At 62.4% G+C, this 18,549-nt stretch carries 19 protein-coding genes and 1 other RNA gene; 6 read left to right on the top strand and 14 right to left on the bottom strand.

Annotation, left to right across the window (positions count from 1 at the left end):
* Positions 1-100: 100 nt before the first annotated feature.
* Positions 101-556: an ArsR family transcriptional regulator gene (locus DCO57_RS12530; protein ID WP_165814732.1), complete on the bottom strand. Its 456-nt coding sequence runs from the start codon at positions 554-556 to the stop codon at positions 101-103.
* A 370-nt stretch (positions 557-926) separates the two neighbouring features.
* On the opposite strand from DCO57_RS12530, the gene DCO57_RS12525 reads away from it, so the two are divergent.
* The 3 genes from DCO57_RS12525 to recQ all read left to right on the top strand — a co-directional run bounded on the left by DCO57_RS12525 (position 927) and on the right by recQ (position 4,310).
* Positions 927-1,304: an MAPEG family protein gene (locus tag DCO57_RS12525; protein WP_116699244.1), complete on the top strand. Its 378-nt coding sequence runs from the start codon at positions 927-929 to the stop codon at positions 1,302-1,304.
* Positions 1,305-1,419: 115 nt separating this feature from the next.
* Complete coding sequence (locus DCO57_RS12520; protein ID WP_165814731.1) at positions 1,420-2,316, top strand: 1-acyl-sn-glycerol-3-phosphate acyltransferase; 897 nt, start codon at positions 1,420-1,422, stop codon at positions 2,314-2,316.
* Between the two features lie 104 nt (positions 2,317-2,420).
* Positions 2,421-4,310: a DNA helicase RecQ gene (gene recQ / locus DCO57_RS12515; protein ID WP_116699243.1), complete on the top strand. Its 1,890-nt coding sequence runs from the start codon at positions 2,421-2,423 to the stop codon at positions 4,308-4,310.
* 148 nt (positions 4,311-4,458) lie between these two features.
* On the opposite strand, the gene DCO57_RS12510 is transcribed toward recQ, so the two are convergent.
* Entirely contained in the window at positions 4,459-4,980 is a 522-nt protein-coding gene (locus DCO57_RS12510; protein WP_116699242.1) for a hypothetical protein, read from the bottom strand.
* A 142-nt stretch (positions 4,981-5,122) separates the two neighbouring features.
* On the bottom strand, positions 5,123-5,767 hold the full coding sequence (gene msrA / locus DCO57_RS12505; protein ID WP_116699241.1) for a peptide-methionine (S)-S-oxide reductase MsrA: 645 nt from the start codon (positions 5,765-5,767) through the stop codon (positions 5,123-5,125).
* Between the two features lie 393 nt (positions 5,768-6,160).
* On the opposite strand from msrA, the gene DCO57_RS12500 reads away from it, so the two are divergent.
* Entirely contained in the window at positions 6,161-7,045 is an 885-nt protein-coding gene (locus tag DCO57_RS12500) for an aminoglycoside phosphotransferase family protein (protein ID WP_116699240.1), read from the top strand.
* Between the two features lie 143 nt (positions 7,046-7,188).
* Here DCO57_RS12500 and DCO57_RS12495 read toward each other — a convergent pair whose 3' ends face one another.
* The 10 genes from DCO57_RS12495 to DCO57_RS12450 form a co-directional block, all read right to left on the bottom strand.
* On the bottom strand, positions 7,189-7,971 hold the full coding sequence (locus tag DCO57_RS12495; RefSeq protein ID WP_116699239.1) for a succinate dehydrogenase iron-sulfur subunit: 783 nt from the start codon (positions 7,969-7,971) through the stop codon (positions 7,189-7,191).
* A 64-nt stretch (positions 7,972-8,035) separates the two neighbouring features.
* Entirely contained in the window at positions 8,036-8,875 is an 840-nt protein-coding gene (locus tag DCO57_RS12490) for an FkbM family methyltransferase (RefSeq protein ID WP_208977920.1), read from the bottom strand.
* Between the two features lie 13 nt (positions 8,876-8,888).
* Positions 8,889-10,715, bottom strand: a complete 1,827-nt coding sequence (gene sdhA, locus DCO57_RS12485) for a succinate dehydrogenase flavoprotein subunit (RefSeq protein WP_116699238.1) — start codon at positions 10,713-10,715, stop codon at positions 8,889-8,891.
* Between the two features lie 5 nt (positions 10,716-10,720).
* Positions 10,721-11,104, bottom strand: a complete 384-nt coding sequence (sdhD, locus tag DCO57_RS12480) for a succinate dehydrogenase, hydrophobic membrane anchor protein (RefSeq protein ID WP_116699237.1) — start codon at positions 11,102-11,104, stop codon at positions 10,721-10,723.
* 10 nt (positions 11,105-11,114) lie between these two features.
* Positions 11,115-11,513, bottom strand: a complete 399-nt coding sequence (gene sdhC / locus DCO57_RS12475; RefSeq protein ID WP_116699236.1) for a succinate dehydrogenase, cytochrome b556 subunit — start codon at positions 11,511-11,513, stop codon at positions 11,115-11,117.
* Between the two features lie 337 nt (positions 11,514-11,850).
* Complete coding sequence (locus DCO57_RS12470; RefSeq protein ID WP_116699235.1) at positions 11,851-12,780, bottom strand: glutaminase; 930 nt, start codon at positions 12,778-12,780, stop codon at positions 11,851-11,853.
* Between the two features lie 73 nt (positions 12,781-12,853).
* The gene (locus tag DCO57_RS12465; RefSeq protein ID WP_116699234.1) at positions 12,854-13,534 is read right to left on the bottom strand and encodes a sulfate transporter family protein; all 681 of its coding nucleotides are present in this window, start codon (positions 13,532-13,534) and stop codon (positions 12,854-12,856) included.
* Positions 13,535-13,863: 329 nt separating this feature from the next.
* A complete protein-coding gene (gene recR / locus DCO57_RS12460; protein WP_116699233.1) occupies positions 13,864-14,475 on the bottom strand; it encodes a recombination mediator RecR in 612 nt (203 codons plus the stop codon).
* Between the two features lie 172 nt (positions 14,476-14,647).
* Positions 14,648-14,968, bottom strand: a complete 321-nt coding sequence (locus DCO57_RS12455) for a YbaB/EbfC family nucleoid-associated protein (RefSeq protein WP_116699232.1) — start codon at positions 14,966-14,968, stop codon at positions 14,648-14,650.
* Between the two features lie 89 nt (positions 14,969-15,057).
* Positions 15,058-17,016: a DNA polymerase III subunit gamma/tau gene (locus tag DCO57_RS12450; RefSeq protein ID WP_244287933.1), complete on the bottom strand. Its 1,959-nt coding sequence runs from the start codon at positions 17,014-17,016 to the stop codon at positions 15,058-15,060.
* A gap of 321 nt (positions 17,017-17,337) precedes the next feature.
* Between DCO57_RS12450 and DCO57_RS12445 the strand changes: the two genes are divergently transcribed.
* Positions 17,338-17,607 (top strand): hypothetical protein, encoded by a 270-nt coding sequence (locus tag DCO57_RS12445; RefSeq protein ID WP_133192665.1) that lies wholly within the window; start codon positions 17,338-17,340, stop codon positions 17,605-17,607.
* A gap of 76 nt (positions 17,608-17,683) precedes the next feature.
* On the opposite strand, the gene ffs is transcribed toward DCO57_RS12445, so the two are convergent.
* Positions 17,684-17,781: signal recognition particle sRNA small type (gene ffs, locus DCO57_RS12440), an RNA gene on the bottom strand.
* A 289-nt stretch (positions 17,782-18,070) separates the two neighbouring features.
* Here ffs and DCO57_RS12435 point away from each other — a divergent pair.
* On the top strand, positions 18,071-18,490 hold the full coding sequence (locus DCO57_RS12435; RefSeq protein ID WP_116699229.1) for an HIT family protein: 420 nt from the start codon (positions 18,071-18,073) through the stop codon (positions 18,488-18,490).
* The last annotated feature ends 59 nt before the right edge of the window (positions 18,491-18,549 follow it).

Raw genomic sequence — 18,549 nt, 5'->3', positions numbered from 1 at the left:
TCGGCCCATAATGAATGCATCCTTAGCCCAGAATTTGTCGAAAATCCAAAATCCCGGGATTTTGTCCAGTGAAACCGGCCATTTTCGTCCTCGGGACGGATCATGCCACCTTGCCGAGGGGCGGCCGGATCATGAACCGGGGTGGTTCGACCAGCCGGTCGATCGCCTTCCTGATACGGTTGAAGTACTCCGCGCAGGCACTGAACGTGCAGGGGAACGGCGGTTTCGGGGCAATGCTCCACCAGTGGCTGGAGGTTGTGGACTTCCAGTGTACGGGCAATGCGACCGGGTCCATGTCGGCGAGATAGACCACCCGGTCCGGCACGACCGCATGCGGCATCAGAAACACATCCACCGGCTTGGGCATCAGGCCCCGGTCATCCACCCCTTCGGCGGCCAGCAGCCGATGCACATGGCGGTTCAGCCGGTCCGCCGGCTCCACCCCTGCGGAAAACGCCCGCAACAGTCCATTTCCCCGGAAGTTCAGATAGGCTTCCGCCAACGGCCCCAGCAAGCTGTTGTCCGGGCACAGGAACAAGACTGTGGTCTTAGACACGAGAACATCCTCCAAGAAGTCAACTGAACAGTTTTCACAACCTGGAAGGGGCTGCCCGGAACGGAAGCCCGTTCACGGCCTCCCCCAGGTCACGGCCCATCAACGAGAAGGAAACGGTGAAGAGCGTGTCAGCTCTGCCTCGAACCGTTTCTTTCTCGTTCATGAGTCCGTGACCTACACTTATGGGTGGAATTCATTATGACAAGACGGCGGCAATCGGGAATTTGATGAGGATATCGCGTATACATGGTCCTGAAACACGGATGCGGAAGGTTCATGGCCTGCATATGAAGACCCGCCCGCTCCCCGTCGGGACCCAAATCCGGCCGGACCGTCGTTCACGGTTCCTCCACAGTCGAAGGACATCTCCATGCCGATCGCTCTCTGGTGCGTGCTGATAGCCGCCATCCTGCCTGCCCTTTCGGCGTTTCCCGCCAAGCTGAACAAGGACTACGACAACGCCAACCCGAGAGACCCGGATTTCTGGCGGGAAGGGTTCCGCGCCCGGGCGCAAGGCGCCCAGGCAAACGGGTTTGAAGCTTTCCCCTTTTTCGCCGTTGCCGTCTTCGTGGCCATGAGCCAGGGGGCCGACCCGGCCTGGACAGACCGCCTTGCCATCCTGTTCATCGCACTCAGGCTCATCTATATCGCCAGCTACTGGGCCGGGAGGGCCAACCCGCGTTCGCTCGCCTGGGCCGCCTCATTTCTGACAATCGTGGCGCTTTTCACCAGTTCCCTGTGGAGCTGAGGCGCGCCGGAACGCCCACGGAAGCGGGAAAATAGTTCAGGGAGCATTTGCACCCATGAGCCGATTTCGTTAACGATGCAAAAGAGTAAAGTGGTTTTTCGGTAGGCAGAGGTGCATGGTGCGGACGACAGATCAGACGACGGATACTCCGTCGGCACGCCTCCAATCTGCTGCCCAAAGGCAGCTTGCCGAACGTCATATCGTCGATGTTCTCATAGCCGAGCGCGGCAAACTGGTGATGGCCAGTCCCTGGTGGCCGTTCATCCGCCCCTTCGCCCACAGCATTCTGCGCTACAAGTCCGCCGTCACCATGGCCGACACGATCGCTCCCATGGAAGCACTCGACGTTTTCGCCCATCTCAGCGACCTGTTGAAGCTGAACGTGACGACGCTCGGGCTCGACCGCGTGCCCAAGGACGGCCCGGTCGTTCTGGTGTCCAACCATCCCACCGGCATTGCGGACGGGATCGTTCTTTATGACGCGATCAAGGCCCGGCGGGACGATCTGGCGATTTTCGCCAATCGGGATGCCATCCGCATCAACCCCCGCCTTGCGGAGATGATCATCCCCGTGGAGTGGCGGGCGGATTTCAAGAGCCGGGAGAAGTCCAAGGAAACACTGAAGCTGGCCTCAACGGCCTTCGCCAAGGAGCGGGTGGTCGTGCTGTTTCCCTCCGGGCGGCTTGCCTACTGGAGCGGAGGTAAACTGACCGAGCGCCCCTGGATGAGCTCCGCCCTGGCACTGGCGCGCAAGAACAAGGCGCCGATCATCCCCATGCACATGGGCGGGCGCAATTCCGGCCTCTTCTATTTCCTCGCCCGCGTGTCGACCGAATTGCGCGACATGACCGTCTTCAACGAGCTGCTCAACAAGAAAAACGCCAGGTTCAACGTGCATTTCGGCAAGCCGATCCGGCCGGAACGGCTCGCGGGCGATCTCGGCGAACTGACGGAACAGATGCGCGTTCATTGCGCGGAAACCCTGGCCAGAGATCCGGACGCCGAATTCTAGGGCACCATTATCCCCGCTCATGAGCGCGATCATCCACAGGCGAAGATTGCCCTTCCTGTGCGAATAGGACATGGTTCGGGAAATTCAAAGGATCCTGCTGCCCCATGTCTGTTTCGCCCGCGGTGAGCGCGGATGAAGTTGCGTCACTTCAACATTCCGCCGCTCCGGAAATCCGAGCGGAGCCGAAGCCGCTCGCGGTGCTGCAGACCGTCTTCGGTTACAGCAGCTTCCGCGGCAAGCAGCAGGCCGTCATCGACACGCTGGTCGACGGCAAGGATGCGGTGGTTCTGTTTCCCACCGGCGCCGGCAAGTCCCTGTGTTTTCAGATCCCGGCGCTCTGCCGGCGCGGCGTCGGCATTGTCGTCTCGCCGCTGATCGCCCTGATGAAGGACCAGGTCGGGGCCCTGCGGGCCGCGGGCGTCAACGCCGCCGCCCTGAACTCCACCCTGTCGCCGGAAGAACAGTCTGCCTTGCGCGCGGAGCTGCAGCGCGGGGAAATCGACCTTCTCTATGTGACGCCGGAACGGCTCAGCGCAGAGAGTTTCCGCAGATTCCTCGACACGCTTGAAATTTCCCTTTTCGCGATCGATGAAGCCCATTGCGTCAGCCAGTGGGGGCATGATTTCCGGCCGGAGTATCTGTCCCTGTCCTGTCTTCCGGAGCGCTATCCGGGCGTGCCCCGGGTCGCGCTGACGGCCACGGCGGATCCGCATACGCAAAAGGATATCCTGGCACGGCTGCAGCTCGAGGACGCCGAGGTGTTCTCCACCAGCTTCGACCGGCCGAACATCCGCTACGAAATCGTCGAGCGCACCAACCAGCGCCAGCAGCTTCTGGATTTCCTGAAGAAACACGAGAACGAAAGCGGCATCGTCTACTGCCTGTCGCGGGCCAAGGTCGAGGATATCGCCGCCTGGCTGACGGAAAAGGGCATACGGGCCCTTCCCTATCACGCGCGCCTGCCGGCGGAACAGAGGGCGGCCAACCAGGACGCCTTCCTGCTGGAGGAAGACCTGTGCCTGGTGGCCACCGTCGCCTTCGGCATGGGCATCGACAAGCCGGACGTACGCTATGTCGCCCATCTGGATCTGCCCTCCTCCGTCGAGGCCTACTACCAGGAGACGGGCCGGGCGGGCCGGGACGGCGCTCCAGCGGAGGCCTTCATGGCCTATGGAATGGCCGATCTGGTGCAGCGGCGGCGGATGATCGCCGAAGGCGATGCGCCGGACGAGGTGAAACGCGCCGAAAACGCCAAGCTCAATGCCTTGCTGGGCATTTGCGAAACCTCGGGCTGCCGGCGCCAGGCGCTGCTGGCCCATTTCGGAGAGACCTACCCGCAGCCCTGCGGCAATTGCGACACCTGCCTGTCGCCGGTGGAAACCTGGGACGGAACGGAAGCGGCGCAAAAGCTGATGTCGGCCATCTACCGCACCGGCCAGCGCTTCGGCACCGGCCATGTCATCGATGTGCTGATGGGCAAGAGCAACGAGAAGACGGCCCGCTTCGGCCATGACAGCCTGTCGGTCTTCGGCATCGGCGCGGAACTGCCGCAGAAGACCTGGCAGTCGATCGCCAGACAGCTCGTGGCCGCCGGGTTTGTCGATGTTGATCACACCCAGTTCGGCGCGCTGGTACTGACGGAAAAGGCCCGGTCCGTGCTGCGCGGCGAAGAGACGCTCGCCCTGCGCAAGGACCGCAATGCGGCGGGGCTGAAAAAGACCCGCACGTCACGGGCGGGCTCGGTCGCCGATGAACTCGACAATGAAGACAAGCTTCTGTTCGAGCGGTTGCGCCGCCTGAGGACCCAGATCGCACGGGACCAGCAAGTCCCTTCCTATGTGGTCTTCCCGGACGCCACCCTGGCCGGCATTGCGTCCGCCCGCCCCGTGACCCGGGATGCCTTGCTGTCTGTATCCGGCGTCGGCCAGTCGAAGCTGGAGAAATACGGCGAAGCCTTTCTTGATCTTGTCGAGGCTTTCGAAGCCGGCGTCTGACAGGCGATGCCTTGTCGAAGCACCGAACTTTTCCGCGCCGGGAAAGATCCGGCCGGATCAATGGAAAAGGCTTGAAACGCGCTGCAATTCCGCTTGCATGCCGCCTCTTTCAGGGGATGCGTCGCAATCTCCGCCAAACAGATCCGCGTCAGCCGTCTCCGCGCAGGCACAGCTGATACACGCCGGCCAGATCCTCAAGGGTGTCGCCGTCGGGGTGCGAGAGAAATCCGTCGATGACATCGCGCAGCGCCAGATGCATCTGCCTGTGCTGGCGCAAACGCCGGTAGGACTTGCCGAGAGAATAGATCTGACCGATTTCCTCGCGCGAGAAGAGATCGAGACCGGCGATGCCGAGCACGACGCCCAGATCTGCATTGGTGCGGCGGGACAGATTATGGGCCATGAGAAAGCCGAAAAGACCGGTCACGAACCGGTTTTCGAAGGACAGCTCCTCAAAGTCCCGGTCGGCGGTTGCGAGCACCAGCCGCATGATCGCGACCGTGGCTGCCGCGGCAAACTCCGTCGGCGTGTTCGTGTCGCGAATCTCCAGTCCGGCCGCTTCAAGCAGACCGGCGGTCTTCACGCGAAGACGGTCTTCCGTTTCGACAGCTCTGAGTTCCGAAATGAATTCCGGCTCCGATGTTGCAGGACTTCCGAACAAACCAAGCATGACACCGTCCTCTCAGACGTGAGCCCACCTGAAAATTGTATGACATAAATTCCGCAACGGCAAATTTTATGTCAGCGACTCGATCCCCCCGGACACACCCGACAAATCAGAGAGCTTTCTGCGGCTTGCCTGCGCAGGAGCGTCAGAATCCGGCTTTCGGCAGTCCCTTGTAGGCTTCCGCGCCCCAGACGGATTTCACGCGGGCATCCCGACCGCAGCCCTTGCGATAGCCCTTGTAGGCATCGGCCCGGGAGACAAAGCCGAAGCGCGTCAGCGTGCGCACCTGGCTCTTGTAGTAATCCTGATGATAGTCCTCCGCCGGCCAGAAGACGGCCGCAGCCTCGACCGGCGTGACGACCTTTCCGCCCAGGGTCTTGCGGGCCCGGGCAATTTCCTCTTCGGCCTGTGCGGCCTGCGCCCCATCGAGCGGATAGACTGCCGAGGAATAGGCATGGCCGCGGTCGCAGAACTGGCCGTCAGGGTCTGTCACGTCAATCGTGCGCAGGAAGATGCCGACCAGATCGCCATAGCTGATCTTGCTTTCGTCGAAGTCGACCTTCACCACCTCCCGGTGACCGCCACGCTCATAGGTCTTGTAGGTGGGATTCTGCGTCGTTCCGCCCGCATAGCCCGAGACGACTTCGCGCACGCCGGGCAGCGCTTCCAGATCCGACTCCACACACCAGAAGCACCCGCCGGCGAGGATCGCGGTTTCCGCCTGCGCCGGAGCGAAGGGGGCGGCGGCGGCAAGAGCGGCAACGACAGGCAACGGCAACAGGCGTTTCATGGCAGATCCTCCATCAGACACCGCAAGACATACGCAATTCGGAAACCGGCACAACCCAACTCCGGTGCACTTGCCTGCACAAGAGCGTGAGACCATCGTGAGCGGCCCCCTGTTTGCCTTGAAGGAAACGCACGGTCGGGGCGCGGAGCTTTGCGGTTCCAATGGCGCTGCCGACGGGCTGCGTCAATCGGGAGCCTCTTTCGTTCGGAAGGCCTGACCGAACAGGACCGGAACGTTGCTTGTTTCCGGACCCGCGGTTTGCCGCCGGTGTCGGCATTCGCGTGAACTGTTCACGAGGGGATGCCATTTCATGGACCCGGAAGGCAACCCGCGCTACGGTTCAAGCGGGATTTCACGACGACAGATGTTCTGAAAACCAGCGGTAGCCCAAAGATGAAAATCGACGAACGCCTGGTTGCGCGGCTCATCCGTCGCCAGTTTCCTCATTTCAGCCATTTGCCCATTGCTCCGGTCAGCAAGCAGGGCTGGGACAACAGGACCTTTCGGCTCGGCGACCGTCTTTCCGTGCGCTTGCCGAGCCACGCCTCATATGCCGAGGCGGTGGAAAAAGAAGCCAATGTGCTGGCCACCCTTGGCAAAGATCTGTCTGTCGATGTTCCCGAGGTGGTCGCCATCGGAGCACCGAGCGAGGAATTTCCGCTGCCGTGGTCCGTACGGCGCTGGATCAAGGGGGACACACTGGCGGACACCGCGGGCGTGGATCAGAGAAGCCTCGCGATTTCACTCGGCAAATGTCTTGCCGAACTGAGAAGCATCCCGAGCGGCAACGGCCCATATGCCGGAAGACACTCCTTCTATCGGGGGTGCCATCCCAGCGTCTATGGCGATGAAGTGCAGAAGAGCCTGGAGAGTCTCGAAGGCAAAGTGGATGCTTCCCTGTGCCGCGCCATCTGGCAGCGCAGCGTTTCCTCGGCGTGGAAGGGCAAGCCGGTCTGGTTCCACGGTGATGTGGCCATCGGCAACATCCTTGCCGACAACAGCACCGTGACAGCGCTCATCGATTTCGGCACCTGCGGGGTCGGTGACCCGGCCTGTGACTTCGTTATGGCCTGGACATATTTCGGCGTCAAAGACCGCAGGTTTTTTCGATCTGCCTGCGCAATCGATGAAAATACCTGGCAAAGGGCGCGAGGCTGGGCGCTATGGAAAGCGCTGGCCTGCCTTTCGGGCCTGTCGGGTCCCGACCTCGACGGCATACAAGTACGGACTTTGCAGACACTCTGTGAGGAAGAAGCCCACAACCCCGCGCACGCCTGAAGGCCTTCGGCAGGGTTCGGATACAATTCGGGCCGCAGGTTGCATCTCTATTGGCAACCTGCGGCCCGGTTGTTGCCGTCACCTGACGGCCATGTCCTGGTCCGGTTCGTGCCTTGCAGGGCACGACTGGAAATGGACGCCAATCACACCCGGCGTTCGACCATCATCTTCTTGATCTCGGCGATTGCCTTGGCCGGATTGAGGCCCTTCGGGCAGGCCTGGGAGCAGTTCATGATGGTGTGGCAGCGGTAGAGACGGAACGGATCTTCCAGATTGTCCAGACGCTCGCCGGTGGCCTCGTCGCGGCTGTCGATCAGCCAGCGGTAGGCCTGAAGCAGGATGGCCGGGCCGAGATAGCGGTCGCCGTTCCACCAGTAGGACGGACAGGAGGTGGAGCAGCAGGCACACAGGATGCACTCATACAGGCCGTCCAGCTTGACACGGTCGTCGTGAGACTGAAGCCATTCCTTTTCCGGCGGCGGCGACACGGTTTGCAGCCAGGGCTCGATGGAGCGGTGCTGGGCGTAGAAGTGCGTCAGATCCGGCACGAGATCCTTCACCACCGGCATGTGCGGCAGCGGATAGATCTTGACGATGTCGCCGGCGATCTCGTCCATGCCCTTGGTGCAGGCCAGGGTGTTGGTGCCGTCGATGTTCATCGCGCAGGAGCCGCAGATGCCTTCGCGGCAGGAGCGGCGGAAGGTCAAAGTCGGGTCGATCTTGTTCTTGATGTAGATCAGGCCGTCCAGAACCATGGGGCCGCAGTCGTCCGCGTCGATGAAATAGGTATCGACCCGGGGGTTGCGCCCGTCATCCGGGTTCCAGCGGTAGATGCGGTACTCACGCAGGTTGGTGGCGCCTTCCGGCTTGTTCCAAACCTTGCCTTCCGTCACCTGGGAGTTCCGGGGAAGCGTCAGCTGAACCATCTCGTTACTGCTCCGCGTTGGGCCCGTAATTCGCGTCCGGGCCGATTGGTCTCCTGGCTCGTTTTCAGAGCTCGAAGACCATGTTGTCATTCGTCTGGCCGGTCACCTTGTAGCCCCGGCTTGCCAGTTCGCTCAGGCAATCCTCGGACCAGTAGGGCCGGCAGTTGGTTTCAAGAAGGATCACCCGCGGCCAGAGATTTCTGTCCACGTGCCGGAGGAAGGGAAGCACCACCCGGTCCTCGAATCCTTCCACATCCACTTTCAATACGTCGATCTTGTGCAGGTCCAGCTCGTCGGAAATGGCGGTCAGCGGCCGGACTTTCACGAATGTCGGCGACCAGTTCCCCTCCCATTCCCCCTGAGTGAGGTCTTTCACGAAGGTGGCAAAGCCGCAATTGCTCGGATCCTGCCACAGAGGCAGCGTGTCCTCGCGCGGACCGACGGCCGTGCGCATCACCGTCACGGTGTCCAGATCGTTGGCCCGCACGTTGAACGTCAGCTTGTCCGCCGTCAGCGGATTGGCCTCGATCGCCACCACCCGTGCACCGAGGCCGGCGGCGAAGATCGCGTAGGAGCCGATATTCGCACCGACATCGACGAACACCTTGCCCTCGCCCAGATGAGGGGCGATCAGCCGGTGTTCCTCGCGTTCGGGCAACCGCCCCTTGGAGAGGATCTTGCGGTCGTCGTAGTTCTCGCCCGGATAGATCCGGAACTTGAGACCATCCGCCTCCAGATCGTAGGGCCCGGAGAAAAAACGCGCCACCAGAGAGCGGATGCGCCTGCGCAGTCCCCTGGACAGATCATGCCGGTCCGCCAGGCGCCAGGCAGCACGGACCATCCGTTCGGCCGGATAGGTGCCGAACGGACTTCTTGTGTCCAGAAGTGTTGCCGCCTCGCTCAACCAGCCGCTCCCGTCAGTAGACGCGCGCTTTCGGCGCGATCTTCTTCGGATCGATACCGCCGTCCTCGAAAGGCGTCAGCGGATCGGTGACCACCGGGCGGTAATCCAGCTTGACGTCACCGGCCTCGTTCACCCAGGCAAGGGTGTGCTTGCGCCAGTTTTCGTCGTCGCGGCCGGAGAACGGACCGTCCTTGTAATCCTCGCGGGCATGGGCGCCGCGGCTTTCCTTGCGGGCTTCCGCGCCATAGACCGTGGTGATCGCGTTGGCCATCAGGTTCTCCAGTTCCAGCGTTTCCACCAGATCGGAGTTCCAGATCATCGAGCGGTCGGTGACCTTCAGGTCCTTCCGTTCGCCCCAGATCTCGGACAGACGCCTGCATCCCTGCTCCAGGCTTTCCTGGGTGCGGAAGACGGCCGCGTCCTCCTGCATGGCGTGCTGCATCTTGTCACGCAGGTCCGCCGTCGGGATCTTGCCATTGGCGTGCCGGAGGCTGTCGAAGCGATCCATGATCTTTTCGCAGCTCGCCTCGTTCGGCGTCGGTATTTCGGCTTTCCTGTCGATCACTTCCCCGGCCCGGATGGCGGCGGCACGGCCGAACACCACAAGGTCGGTCAGGGAGTTCGAACCGAGGCGGTTGGCGCCGTGAACGGAGGCACAGGCCGCTTCGCCGACAGCCATCAGGCCCGGCTGGGTTCGGGTCGGATTGTCGCTGTCCGCGTTCAGGACCTCACCCCAGTAGTTGGTCGGGATGCCGCCCATGTTGTAGTGGACCGTCGGCAGCACCGGGATCGGTTCCTTGGTCAGATCCACACCGGCGAAAATTTTCGCCGATTCGGAAATGCCCGGCAGACGTTCCGCCAGCAGCGCCGGATCCAGGTGATCCAGATGCAGGAAGATATGATCCTTTTTCGGACCGACGCCGCGGCCTTCGCGGATTTCCATGGTCATGCAGCGGGAGACCACGTCGCGGGACGCCAGGTCCTTCGCCGACGGCGCGTAACGCTCCATGAAGCGCTCGCCCTCGGAGTTGACCAGATACCCGCCCTCGCCGCGCGCGCCTTCGGTGATCAGACAGCCGGAGCCGTAGATGCCGGTCGGGTGGAACTGGACGAATTCCATGTCCTGCAGCGGCAGGCCGGCACGGGAAACCATGCCGCCGCCATCGCCGGTGCAGGTGTGCGCGGAGGTGGCGGAGAAGAAGGCCCGGCCGTAACCGCCGGTCGCCAGCACCACCATCTTGGCCGCGAAGCGGTGAATGGTGCCATCGTCGAGGTTCCAGGCGATCACGCCCTGACAGACCCCGTCCTCGGACATGATCAGGTCGAGCGCGAAATATTCGATGTAGAATTCCGCGTTGTTGCGCAGGGACTGGCCGTAAAGCGTGTGCAGGATGGCATGTCCGGTGCGGTCGGCCGCGGCACAGGTGCGCTGCACGGGGGGACCTTCACCGTAATTCTGCATGTGGCCGCCGAAGGGGCGCTGGTAGATGGTGCCTTCCTCGGTGCGCGAGAAGGGCACGCCGTAATGCTCCAGCTCGTAAACGGCCTTGGGAGCTTCACGGGCGAGATATTCCATGGCGTCCGTGTCGCCGAGCCAGTCGGACCCCTTGACCGTGTCGTACATGTGCCACTGCCAGCTGTCCGGCGTCATGTTGACGAGGGACGCCGCAATGCCGCCCTGGGCCGCCACCGTGTGGGAGCGGGTCGGGAAGACCTTGCTGATGCAGGCCGTCCTGAGGCCCTGTTCGGCCATGCCGAGCGTCGCCCGCAAACCGGCACCGCCGGCACCGACAACCACAACGTCATAGGTATGGTCGACGAATTCATAAGTCCTGGCCATCCGGGTCAGCCTCCAAAGCCAATCTTGAGAACTGCGAAGATGCAGCCGAAACCGATAAAGACACAGAAGAAGGTGTTCGCCATCAGTGAGAGAAACTTGATGCCTTCGCCGTGCACATAGTCCTCGATGATCACCTGCATGCCGAGCTTCATGTGAAAGACGCCGGAGAGAATCACCAGAAGCAGGACGATCGAAACGAGCGGGTTCCTGAGGGTCTCGATCAGTTCGCCGTGGGTGGAGCCCTGCATCGAGATCACCAGGATCACGAAAAAGGAGATCAGGAACACATTGGCCACGGCCGTCAGGCGCTGTTTCCAGAAATGATCCGTGCCTTCCTTGGCCGACCCGAGGCCGCGGACAATATTGAGCGGGGTGCGCATATCCGTCATGACACTCTCCTTAGCGAACCGCGTAGCCGATGACCCAAAGGATCAACGTCAGCGCAACCGAACCGATGATGGTGGCCTTGGCAAGCCATTCGCGGGCCTGCGTGCCGAACCCGGCTCCCATGTCCCAGATGAAGTGGCGAAGCCCGCCGAGCATGTGATGCACCAGCGCCCACGTGAAGCCGAACAGGACCAGCTGGCCCAGAATGGAACCGTAGAGGCCGTTGACGAAATCGAAGTAGGACGGGCCGGCCGCGGCGGCGATGAGCCACCAGGCAAGAAGCAAAGTGCCGAAATACAGCGCCGCGCCCGTGATGCGGTGCAGGATCGACATAACCATCGTCAGAATGGGTTTATAGATCTGAAGATGGGGCGACAGGGGGCGGTTGCCCCGCAGATCGGCGTTCGACATGGAATTCCTCTCCCGTACGACGCTGGATCAACATGTTTCCATACGGACCCATATAAAAACAGAAAAGTTGATCGATCTTAAAATCCCAGAGCGGCATGAACTCAGGAAAAACCGGCTGATCCGGGCCCTGCCGATGGCGAGGCGTCGCCATCAAGCGGTTTTTCCTGAGTTCAGTCGCTCTGGTTTACGTTCGCGTAAACGTAAGCAAATCAAAGCGTTGTTCAGAAGGGTTCTAGCGCCAACGCTTCGAAAGGTCAAAATATCCTATAGGGCTATTTGCACCGAAACCACTTTTGAATCGTTTTAAATCGCACCTGTGACAAAACTTTCCTGTCGATCATCTCTCGGCGCCCCGGTGCGGAACACCGAACACGGACCAGCCGGTCCTGTGCGAAAAGGTCTGCATGGCCTCGGTTCCGAGCTTGGAATTGCCGTAGCGATTGAGTCCGGGCGACCAGACCGCGATCGAGGCCCGGCTCGGGGAGATCACCAGAATACCGCCGCCGACACCGCTTTTTCCGGGCATGCCGACGCGAAAGGCGAAGTCCCCGGACCCGTCGTAATGGCCGCAGGTCATCATAAGCGCGTTGATGCGCCGGCGGCGCTCGACCGACACCAGCCCCGGCATTTTCGGCGCATCCACCAGAAAACGGCCCGCCATCGCCAGTTGCCGGCAGGTCATTTCGACCGCGCACTGGTGACTGTAGGTACCGATCACCTGATCGACCGGCGCGTGCAGATTGTCGAAGGAGGCGAGGTAGTGGGCAAGGGAAAAATTGCGGTGCGCGGTGGAGATCTCCGACTGCGCAACCGTTTCGTTGATGTGGATCCCGTCGTCATCTGCGGCCGCGCGGATGAACTGCAGCAGCTGGCCCAGCGCCTCGCGCGGACTGGAGGTGGCCAGATAGGTGTCCGTGGCCACCAGAGCGCCGGCATTGATGAAGGGATTGCGGGGAATGCCGTTCTCCCGTTCCAGCAGCAGGACCGAATCGAAGGAGAGGCCCGACGGCTCGCGACCGACGCGGCGCCAGATCTGCTCGCCGACCCGTCCGAGCGCCAGGGCGAGCGCAAAGACCTTGGAGACCGACTGGATCGAAAACGGCACATCGGCGTCACCGGCGGAAAAAAGCCGCCCGTCGGCGGTGGCGACGGCAATTCCGAACTGACCGGGATCTATTCCGGCCAGTTCGGAAATATAGGTCGCGACCTTGCCCCTGTCCGCCTCTGCCGCCGCAGTTTCTGCAATTTCCGTCAACAACGCCTGCATGTGTCTCTCCATTCGGCAGACCTTTGCAGACAGACGAGCCAAAAAGCTAGGCCGGATTGCATAATTGCGCGGTTCAGGCCCCGGGGCGCACGACCTGCCGGGCCGCCAGACGCTTGAAGAGATGCATCATGAAGATGGTCGCGAAGATCGGCGTTACCAGATTGAGGATCGGCACCGCCAGCAAGGCCGCGATCACCAGTCCGCCGAGAAACACGGTGCCGCCGCGTGCCTTGCGCAAGGCCTTCGCTTCGGCGGCGGGCATGAAGCGCATGGCGGCGAATTCGAAGAACTCCCGGCCGAGCAGGTAGCCGTTCACGAGAAAAAAGGCGATCAGATTGACGCCCGGAACCAGAAGCAGCAACAGGGCGAACAGGTTGCCCAGTATCACGACGCCGGTGAACTTGATCGTCTGGCCGAGGGATTGCGCGAAGGGCAGGGCCTTGCCGGACCCGTCACCCGGGTAGTCGCGCGTTTCGACGATGTCGGCGATCTCGTCCTGGAAGAAGCCGGCAAAGAGCGCCGAAATGGGGGCAATCAGAAAGCCCAGGACGAAGATGGCGCCAATGCCGGTGAGAACCGACAGGGCCGTGTCCATCCACCCGTAGGGAAGCTCGACGAAATTCGCGACCACTCCCTGGAGGGCGACCCAGATCACCAGCAGAACGCCGAGCGTGAAACCGAGCAGTTTCCAGAAGATCGCCCGGAAGGGCGGCTCGAAAACCTGGGACATGGCACGGGAAGCAGCCTGGAACATGAAACCTGCGATGATCTGTGAATGACCGTGTCGACATAGGTGCGCAGCGCGGGCGATGCAAGGCCGGCGCCTGCCGCCCGCCGCACTGCGCATGCATCTGCCGTACGCGAGATTCCGGAAATCTCGCAGCTTTTCCGGCACGCATCCCGCCGGGTGCTGACCATCCGGTCACCACCGGTGACGTAAGGGAGGTATCGCACAGGCGGGCCAATGCGCTGTCTCCGCCATGATCTCCCGCAGGTGGTTTTCCCGGCCGGAAACGGAAGTCGCGGCAGCATGCCCCACTGTCTGTATATGACTAATTGCGATTTCCAATCATGTGCGGTCGATCAGTCGAAGCGCGTCCGCGCCTTGAGCGCCTGGGCGAGCGTGCCTTCGTCGAGATAGTCGAGTTCACCGCCGACCGGCACGCCGTGGGCCAGCCGGGTGACCTGGACATCGAGATGCGAGAGCTGGTCCATGATGTAATGGGCCGTGGTCTGCCCCTCCACGGTGGCGCTGATCGCCAGGATGATCTCGGAAAAGCCCTCGGCAGCGCAGCGGTCGACCAGGGAGGTGAGATTGAGATCGTCGGGGCCGATGCCATCGAGCGGCGACAGCGTGCCGCCGAGGACATGGTAGCGGGCGTTGACCGCCCCGGCCCGTTCCAGCGCCCACAGATCGGCAACATCCTCGACAACCACCAGCACGTCCTGCTCCCGCCGGGGATCGGAACAGATGGTGCAGGGATCGGAAGTATCCACCGTGCCGCAGATGGAACAGACGCCGATCTCGTTCACCGCGACGCCCATGGCATCGGCCAGCGGCACAAGAAGCTGTTCCTTTTTCTTGATGAGATGCAGGGCGGCGCGGCGGGCGGAGCGCGGGCCGAGGCCCGGCAGCTTGGCCAGAAGCTGGATCAGCCGCTCGATTTCCGGACCCGCAACAGTTTTCTGCGCCATGACAATCTCTTCAATGAAGGTTTCAGCGGCTCCGGGAGGCCTCTCCCCTCACCCGGCCGTCAGGCCGTCTTCATGCCGCGGGAACGGAAGGAAGGCCAGACGAGCCCGGCGCCACAGCCCCCTCCCGGCAGGAAAGGCGGCCCGTCCTTGCGGCGTTCTCGGGCAGGCGCCGTCAGAACGGCAGTTTCATGCCTTCGGGCAGGCCGAGGCCGCCCATGAGTTCCTGGGTCTTTTCCTGGATCGCCTGCTCGACCTTGGCGCGGGCCTCGGTATGGGCCGCGATGATCAGGTCCTCGAGGATTTCACCTTCGTCTTCCTTCAGGAGCGAGGGGTCGATCTTGAGGCTCTTGAGATCGCCCTTGCCGTTGAGGCGCAGGGAAACCAGACCTCCACCGGAGGAACCTTCGACCTCGATCTCGACGATCTGTTCCTGCAGGGACCCCATCTGGGACTGCATTTCCTTGGCCTGCTTCATCATCTTGAGGAAATCCACGGAATATCTCCTTCCAAAACCTCATTCGCCGGCTGCCGCCGCATGCCGTCTGTCTTCGGGTCTGCATGTAGAAGAACAACGACCGCAGATCAATCGTCTTCGTCGTTGCCCAGTGCTTCATTGAGCAGCGGATCGTTCAAAAGCGGGTCGGCGAGGGCTGCTTCGTCCTCTTCGGTGACCTGCACCTTCACATCGACCACCCTGGCTCCGGGGAACTGGCTGAGGAGCGCCGCAACGGTCGGATGGGACCGGGCGTCGGAGAGAAGCTGCTGCTGATTGGCTTCCTGTTCCTCGTGAATGGTGGGGCGCCCCTGGGTGCGCGAAACGGCCACGAACCAGCGCTGTCCGGTCCATTCGGTCAGCTTGCGGCCGAATTCACCGGCGATATCGGCGGGCGCGTCATCTGTCGGCTGGATCTCGATCTTGCCGGGCTCGAATTTCACCAGCCGCATTTGCCGCTGGATCTTCACCTTGAGCGGAATATCCCCCTTTTCGGAGGCCAGGGCGACGCAATCCTGAAGGCTGCGCAGGTTGTAGGCCGACGGCGCCGCCTCCTGCGGCGGCTGCTGCGGTTGCGGCGCGGCCTGCTGCTGGGGCATGCCGCCCTGAATGGTGGAGAGCTGGGGTCTTGCCCTGCCCTGGGAGGACAGGCCCTGCATCGTGGGGTCGCCCCCCTGCCCTCCGGAGGATTGCTGCGGCATTCCCACGGCCATGGCCTGCGCACCGCCGCCGCCGGAGGGCCCGCCACCGCCGGACGCTCCGCCGCCGGAAGCCGGGCCGCCCTGGGAGGTGGCTCCCGCCAGCGGGTTGCGGCCGTTGCGGATCTGCTCCATCAGGTCGCCCGGATCGGGCAGATCGGCGGCATAGGCGAGGCGCACGAGCACCATGTCGGCGGCAGCCAGCGGCTTCGAGGCGGCGTGGACTTCCTGCACGCCCTTGAGAAGAATCTGCCAGGCACGCGACAGCAGCCGGACCGACAGCTTTTCCGCGAACTCCCGGCCGCGGCTTCGCTCCGTCTCGGTCACAGAGGCCTCGTCCGCCGATTTAGGCGCCACCTTCATGCGCGTCACGAGGTGAGTGAAGTCCGCCAGATCGGTCAGCACGATGGCCGGGTCGGCCCCGACCTCGTACTGGGCCTGCAGTTCGCCCAGCGCCTCGTCGATACGGCCGGCCATCAGATGGCCGAAGAGATCGATCACCCGGGCCCGGTCGGCCAGCCCCAGCATCAGGCGCAGGTCTTCCGCCTCGATCGCGCCGGCTCCGTGCGCCATCGCCTGATCGAGCAGGGAAAGCGAGTCGCGGGCCGATCCCTCGCCGGCCCGGGCGATCAGCATGAGCGCCTCATCGGAAATGCGGATGTTTTCCGCGTCCGAGATCCGCCGCAGCAGCGCGATGAGTTTGGACTGCTCGATCCGCCGCAGGTCGAACCGCTGGCAGCGGGAGAGAACCGTGATGGGAACCTTGCGGATCTCCGTCGTGGCGAAGATGAATTTCACATGTTCGGGCGGCTCTTCCAGCGTCTTGAGCAGGCCGTTGAAGGCCGCGTTGGAAAGCATGTGCACTTCGTCGATGATGTAGACCTTGTAGCGCGCCGTCGCAGGCCGGTAGCGCGCCGCGTCGATGATCTCGCGGATATCGCCGATGCCGGTGTGGGAGGCGGCGTCCATCTCGATGACATCGACATGGCGGCCTTCCATGATCGCCCGGCAGTGGGTTCCTTCCTGGTCCAGCCTGACCGTGGGCTTGTCGGCAACGCCGGGAACCTCGTAGTTGAGCCCGCGAGCAAGAATGCGGGCCGTCGTGGTCTTGCCCACACCGCGCACACCGGTCAGCATCCACGCCTGGGCGATGCGCCCGGTGTCGAACGCGTTTTCCAGCGTCTGCACCATCGGTTCCTGACCGACCAGGTCCTCGAAGGTCTTCGGGCGGTATTTCCGCGCCAGAACGCGGTAAGCCCCATCCTGCGACGCCGGTTTGACGGCGTCTTGATCGACCATTGGTCCCGGCGCTGCTGCGGCGCCTTCCTGCGGAAAGCCTGTCTCATCCATGAGCTGCACCATAGCGATATTTTTGCAAAGTGGGACGGGTCTTCAAAAGTTTTTCTGTGAATGGAAGCGCGGCTTTTCGCAAAATGCCACCGGTTATGCAGTGTTCTTTTAACCCAATCCTTATTTTCTGACCGCGCGGTACCATATGTATAGTATACTCTGCCTCTTTACCGCATCTTGCGGGCCCTGACGGTTCCCTTGTCCCCGCGAGCCGTCCCCTCTCACGGAGCAACCGTCATAACCAAAAAATCAAGCCTTGCGAACGACATGTTCAGCCTGTGGTTTCACGCGCCGATGGTCATTGCAAAACGGTGCGAATCCATGGCCGTATCCGCGATGGCGGGTGAAGCGCATGACCCGACCGAGATGAATCGCATGGTGTATGAAAAGGCAGAGGCGTCCATCGAAAGCGTGCTTGCCATCAACAGCACCATGGCACTCCAGGGACTGGCCTTCTTCAGGTCCATGAGCCTCGGCAGACAGCCGGACCTGTCCGGCATGCAGGGCGAAGCACTCGCCGCGGCCGCCCTGAAACCCTATGCAACGCGTGTGCGGTCCAACCAGCGGCGCCTGAACGGCGGCAAGGCCTGACCGACCGGTCGCCGGAAACAAAAAAGCACCGCGGATATCCGGCGGTGCTCATCAGGCTCTGTCACATTCTGGTAGGGTGGGAGGCTGGCACGGCGACCCGTGCCGAGGCTCGTTAGGGCTGCTTCCTTCCGGACCTGACCCGGTTGGCGAGTGGCTCGTCCACCACCAACCTCCCGAGCGCCTTATATCAGATGTGCCATGGGGTTTGGCAAGGGGGCGTTCCGATTTTATTTGCCGGCCCTGTCACCCCGGTCAAAACCGGATGGTTCGGCCTTCCGCACCGCCCGAAACAAGACGGACGCGGATCGGCCCGCGGGTCCGCGAGGCGGCCGGAGTTGCAAAACGGGTTCCCAAGCTGTCCACTGTGCCCATATGCTCGCTGACGAGTCTCTGACCGGGCGGCGAACCCCTCGTTCCGGTTGTTGCCGCACCGCCATTTTCCGATGTCCCTGGATGAAGACACATGTCCTTTTTCAATCTCAATCCCCGCCTTGAAGGCGACAGCTATCCTGTCACCGATCTGCCGCTGTGCGCCGTGCGCCTGATGAAGGATGCCAATTATCCCTGGCTCATGCTCATTCCGCGCAAACAGGACCTGGTGGAAATCATCGACCTCGACGACGCGGACCAGCAGCAGCTCATCCGCGAGATCGCGCTGGCCAGCAAGGTGCTGCGCGCCGTCGTCAATTGCGAAAAACTGAATGTCGGCGCACTCGGCAACCAGGTGTCCCAGCTGCATGTGCATGTCATCGCGCGCTTCCGGGACGACCAGGCGTGGCCGTCGCCGGTCTGGGGCGCCGCTCCCGCGCAGCACTACGACCCGGAAAGGGCGGACGACCTGATCGATCAGCTGCGGGAAGCCTTCTTGTCGCAAGACGATTGACCCCGGCACGCCGGGACAGGCCGTCTGGACAGCATTCCCCTGACGACCTAGTCTTTGCG

Source organism: Labrenzia sp. 011, from assembly GCF_003075075.1.
Classification (GTDB): Bacteria; Pseudomonadota; Alphaproteobacteria; order Rhizobiales; family Stappiaceae; genus Roseibium.
The sequence above is the reverse complement of the archived record's forward strand: the minus strand, read 5'-3'. Positions and strand labels throughout refer to the sequence as shown.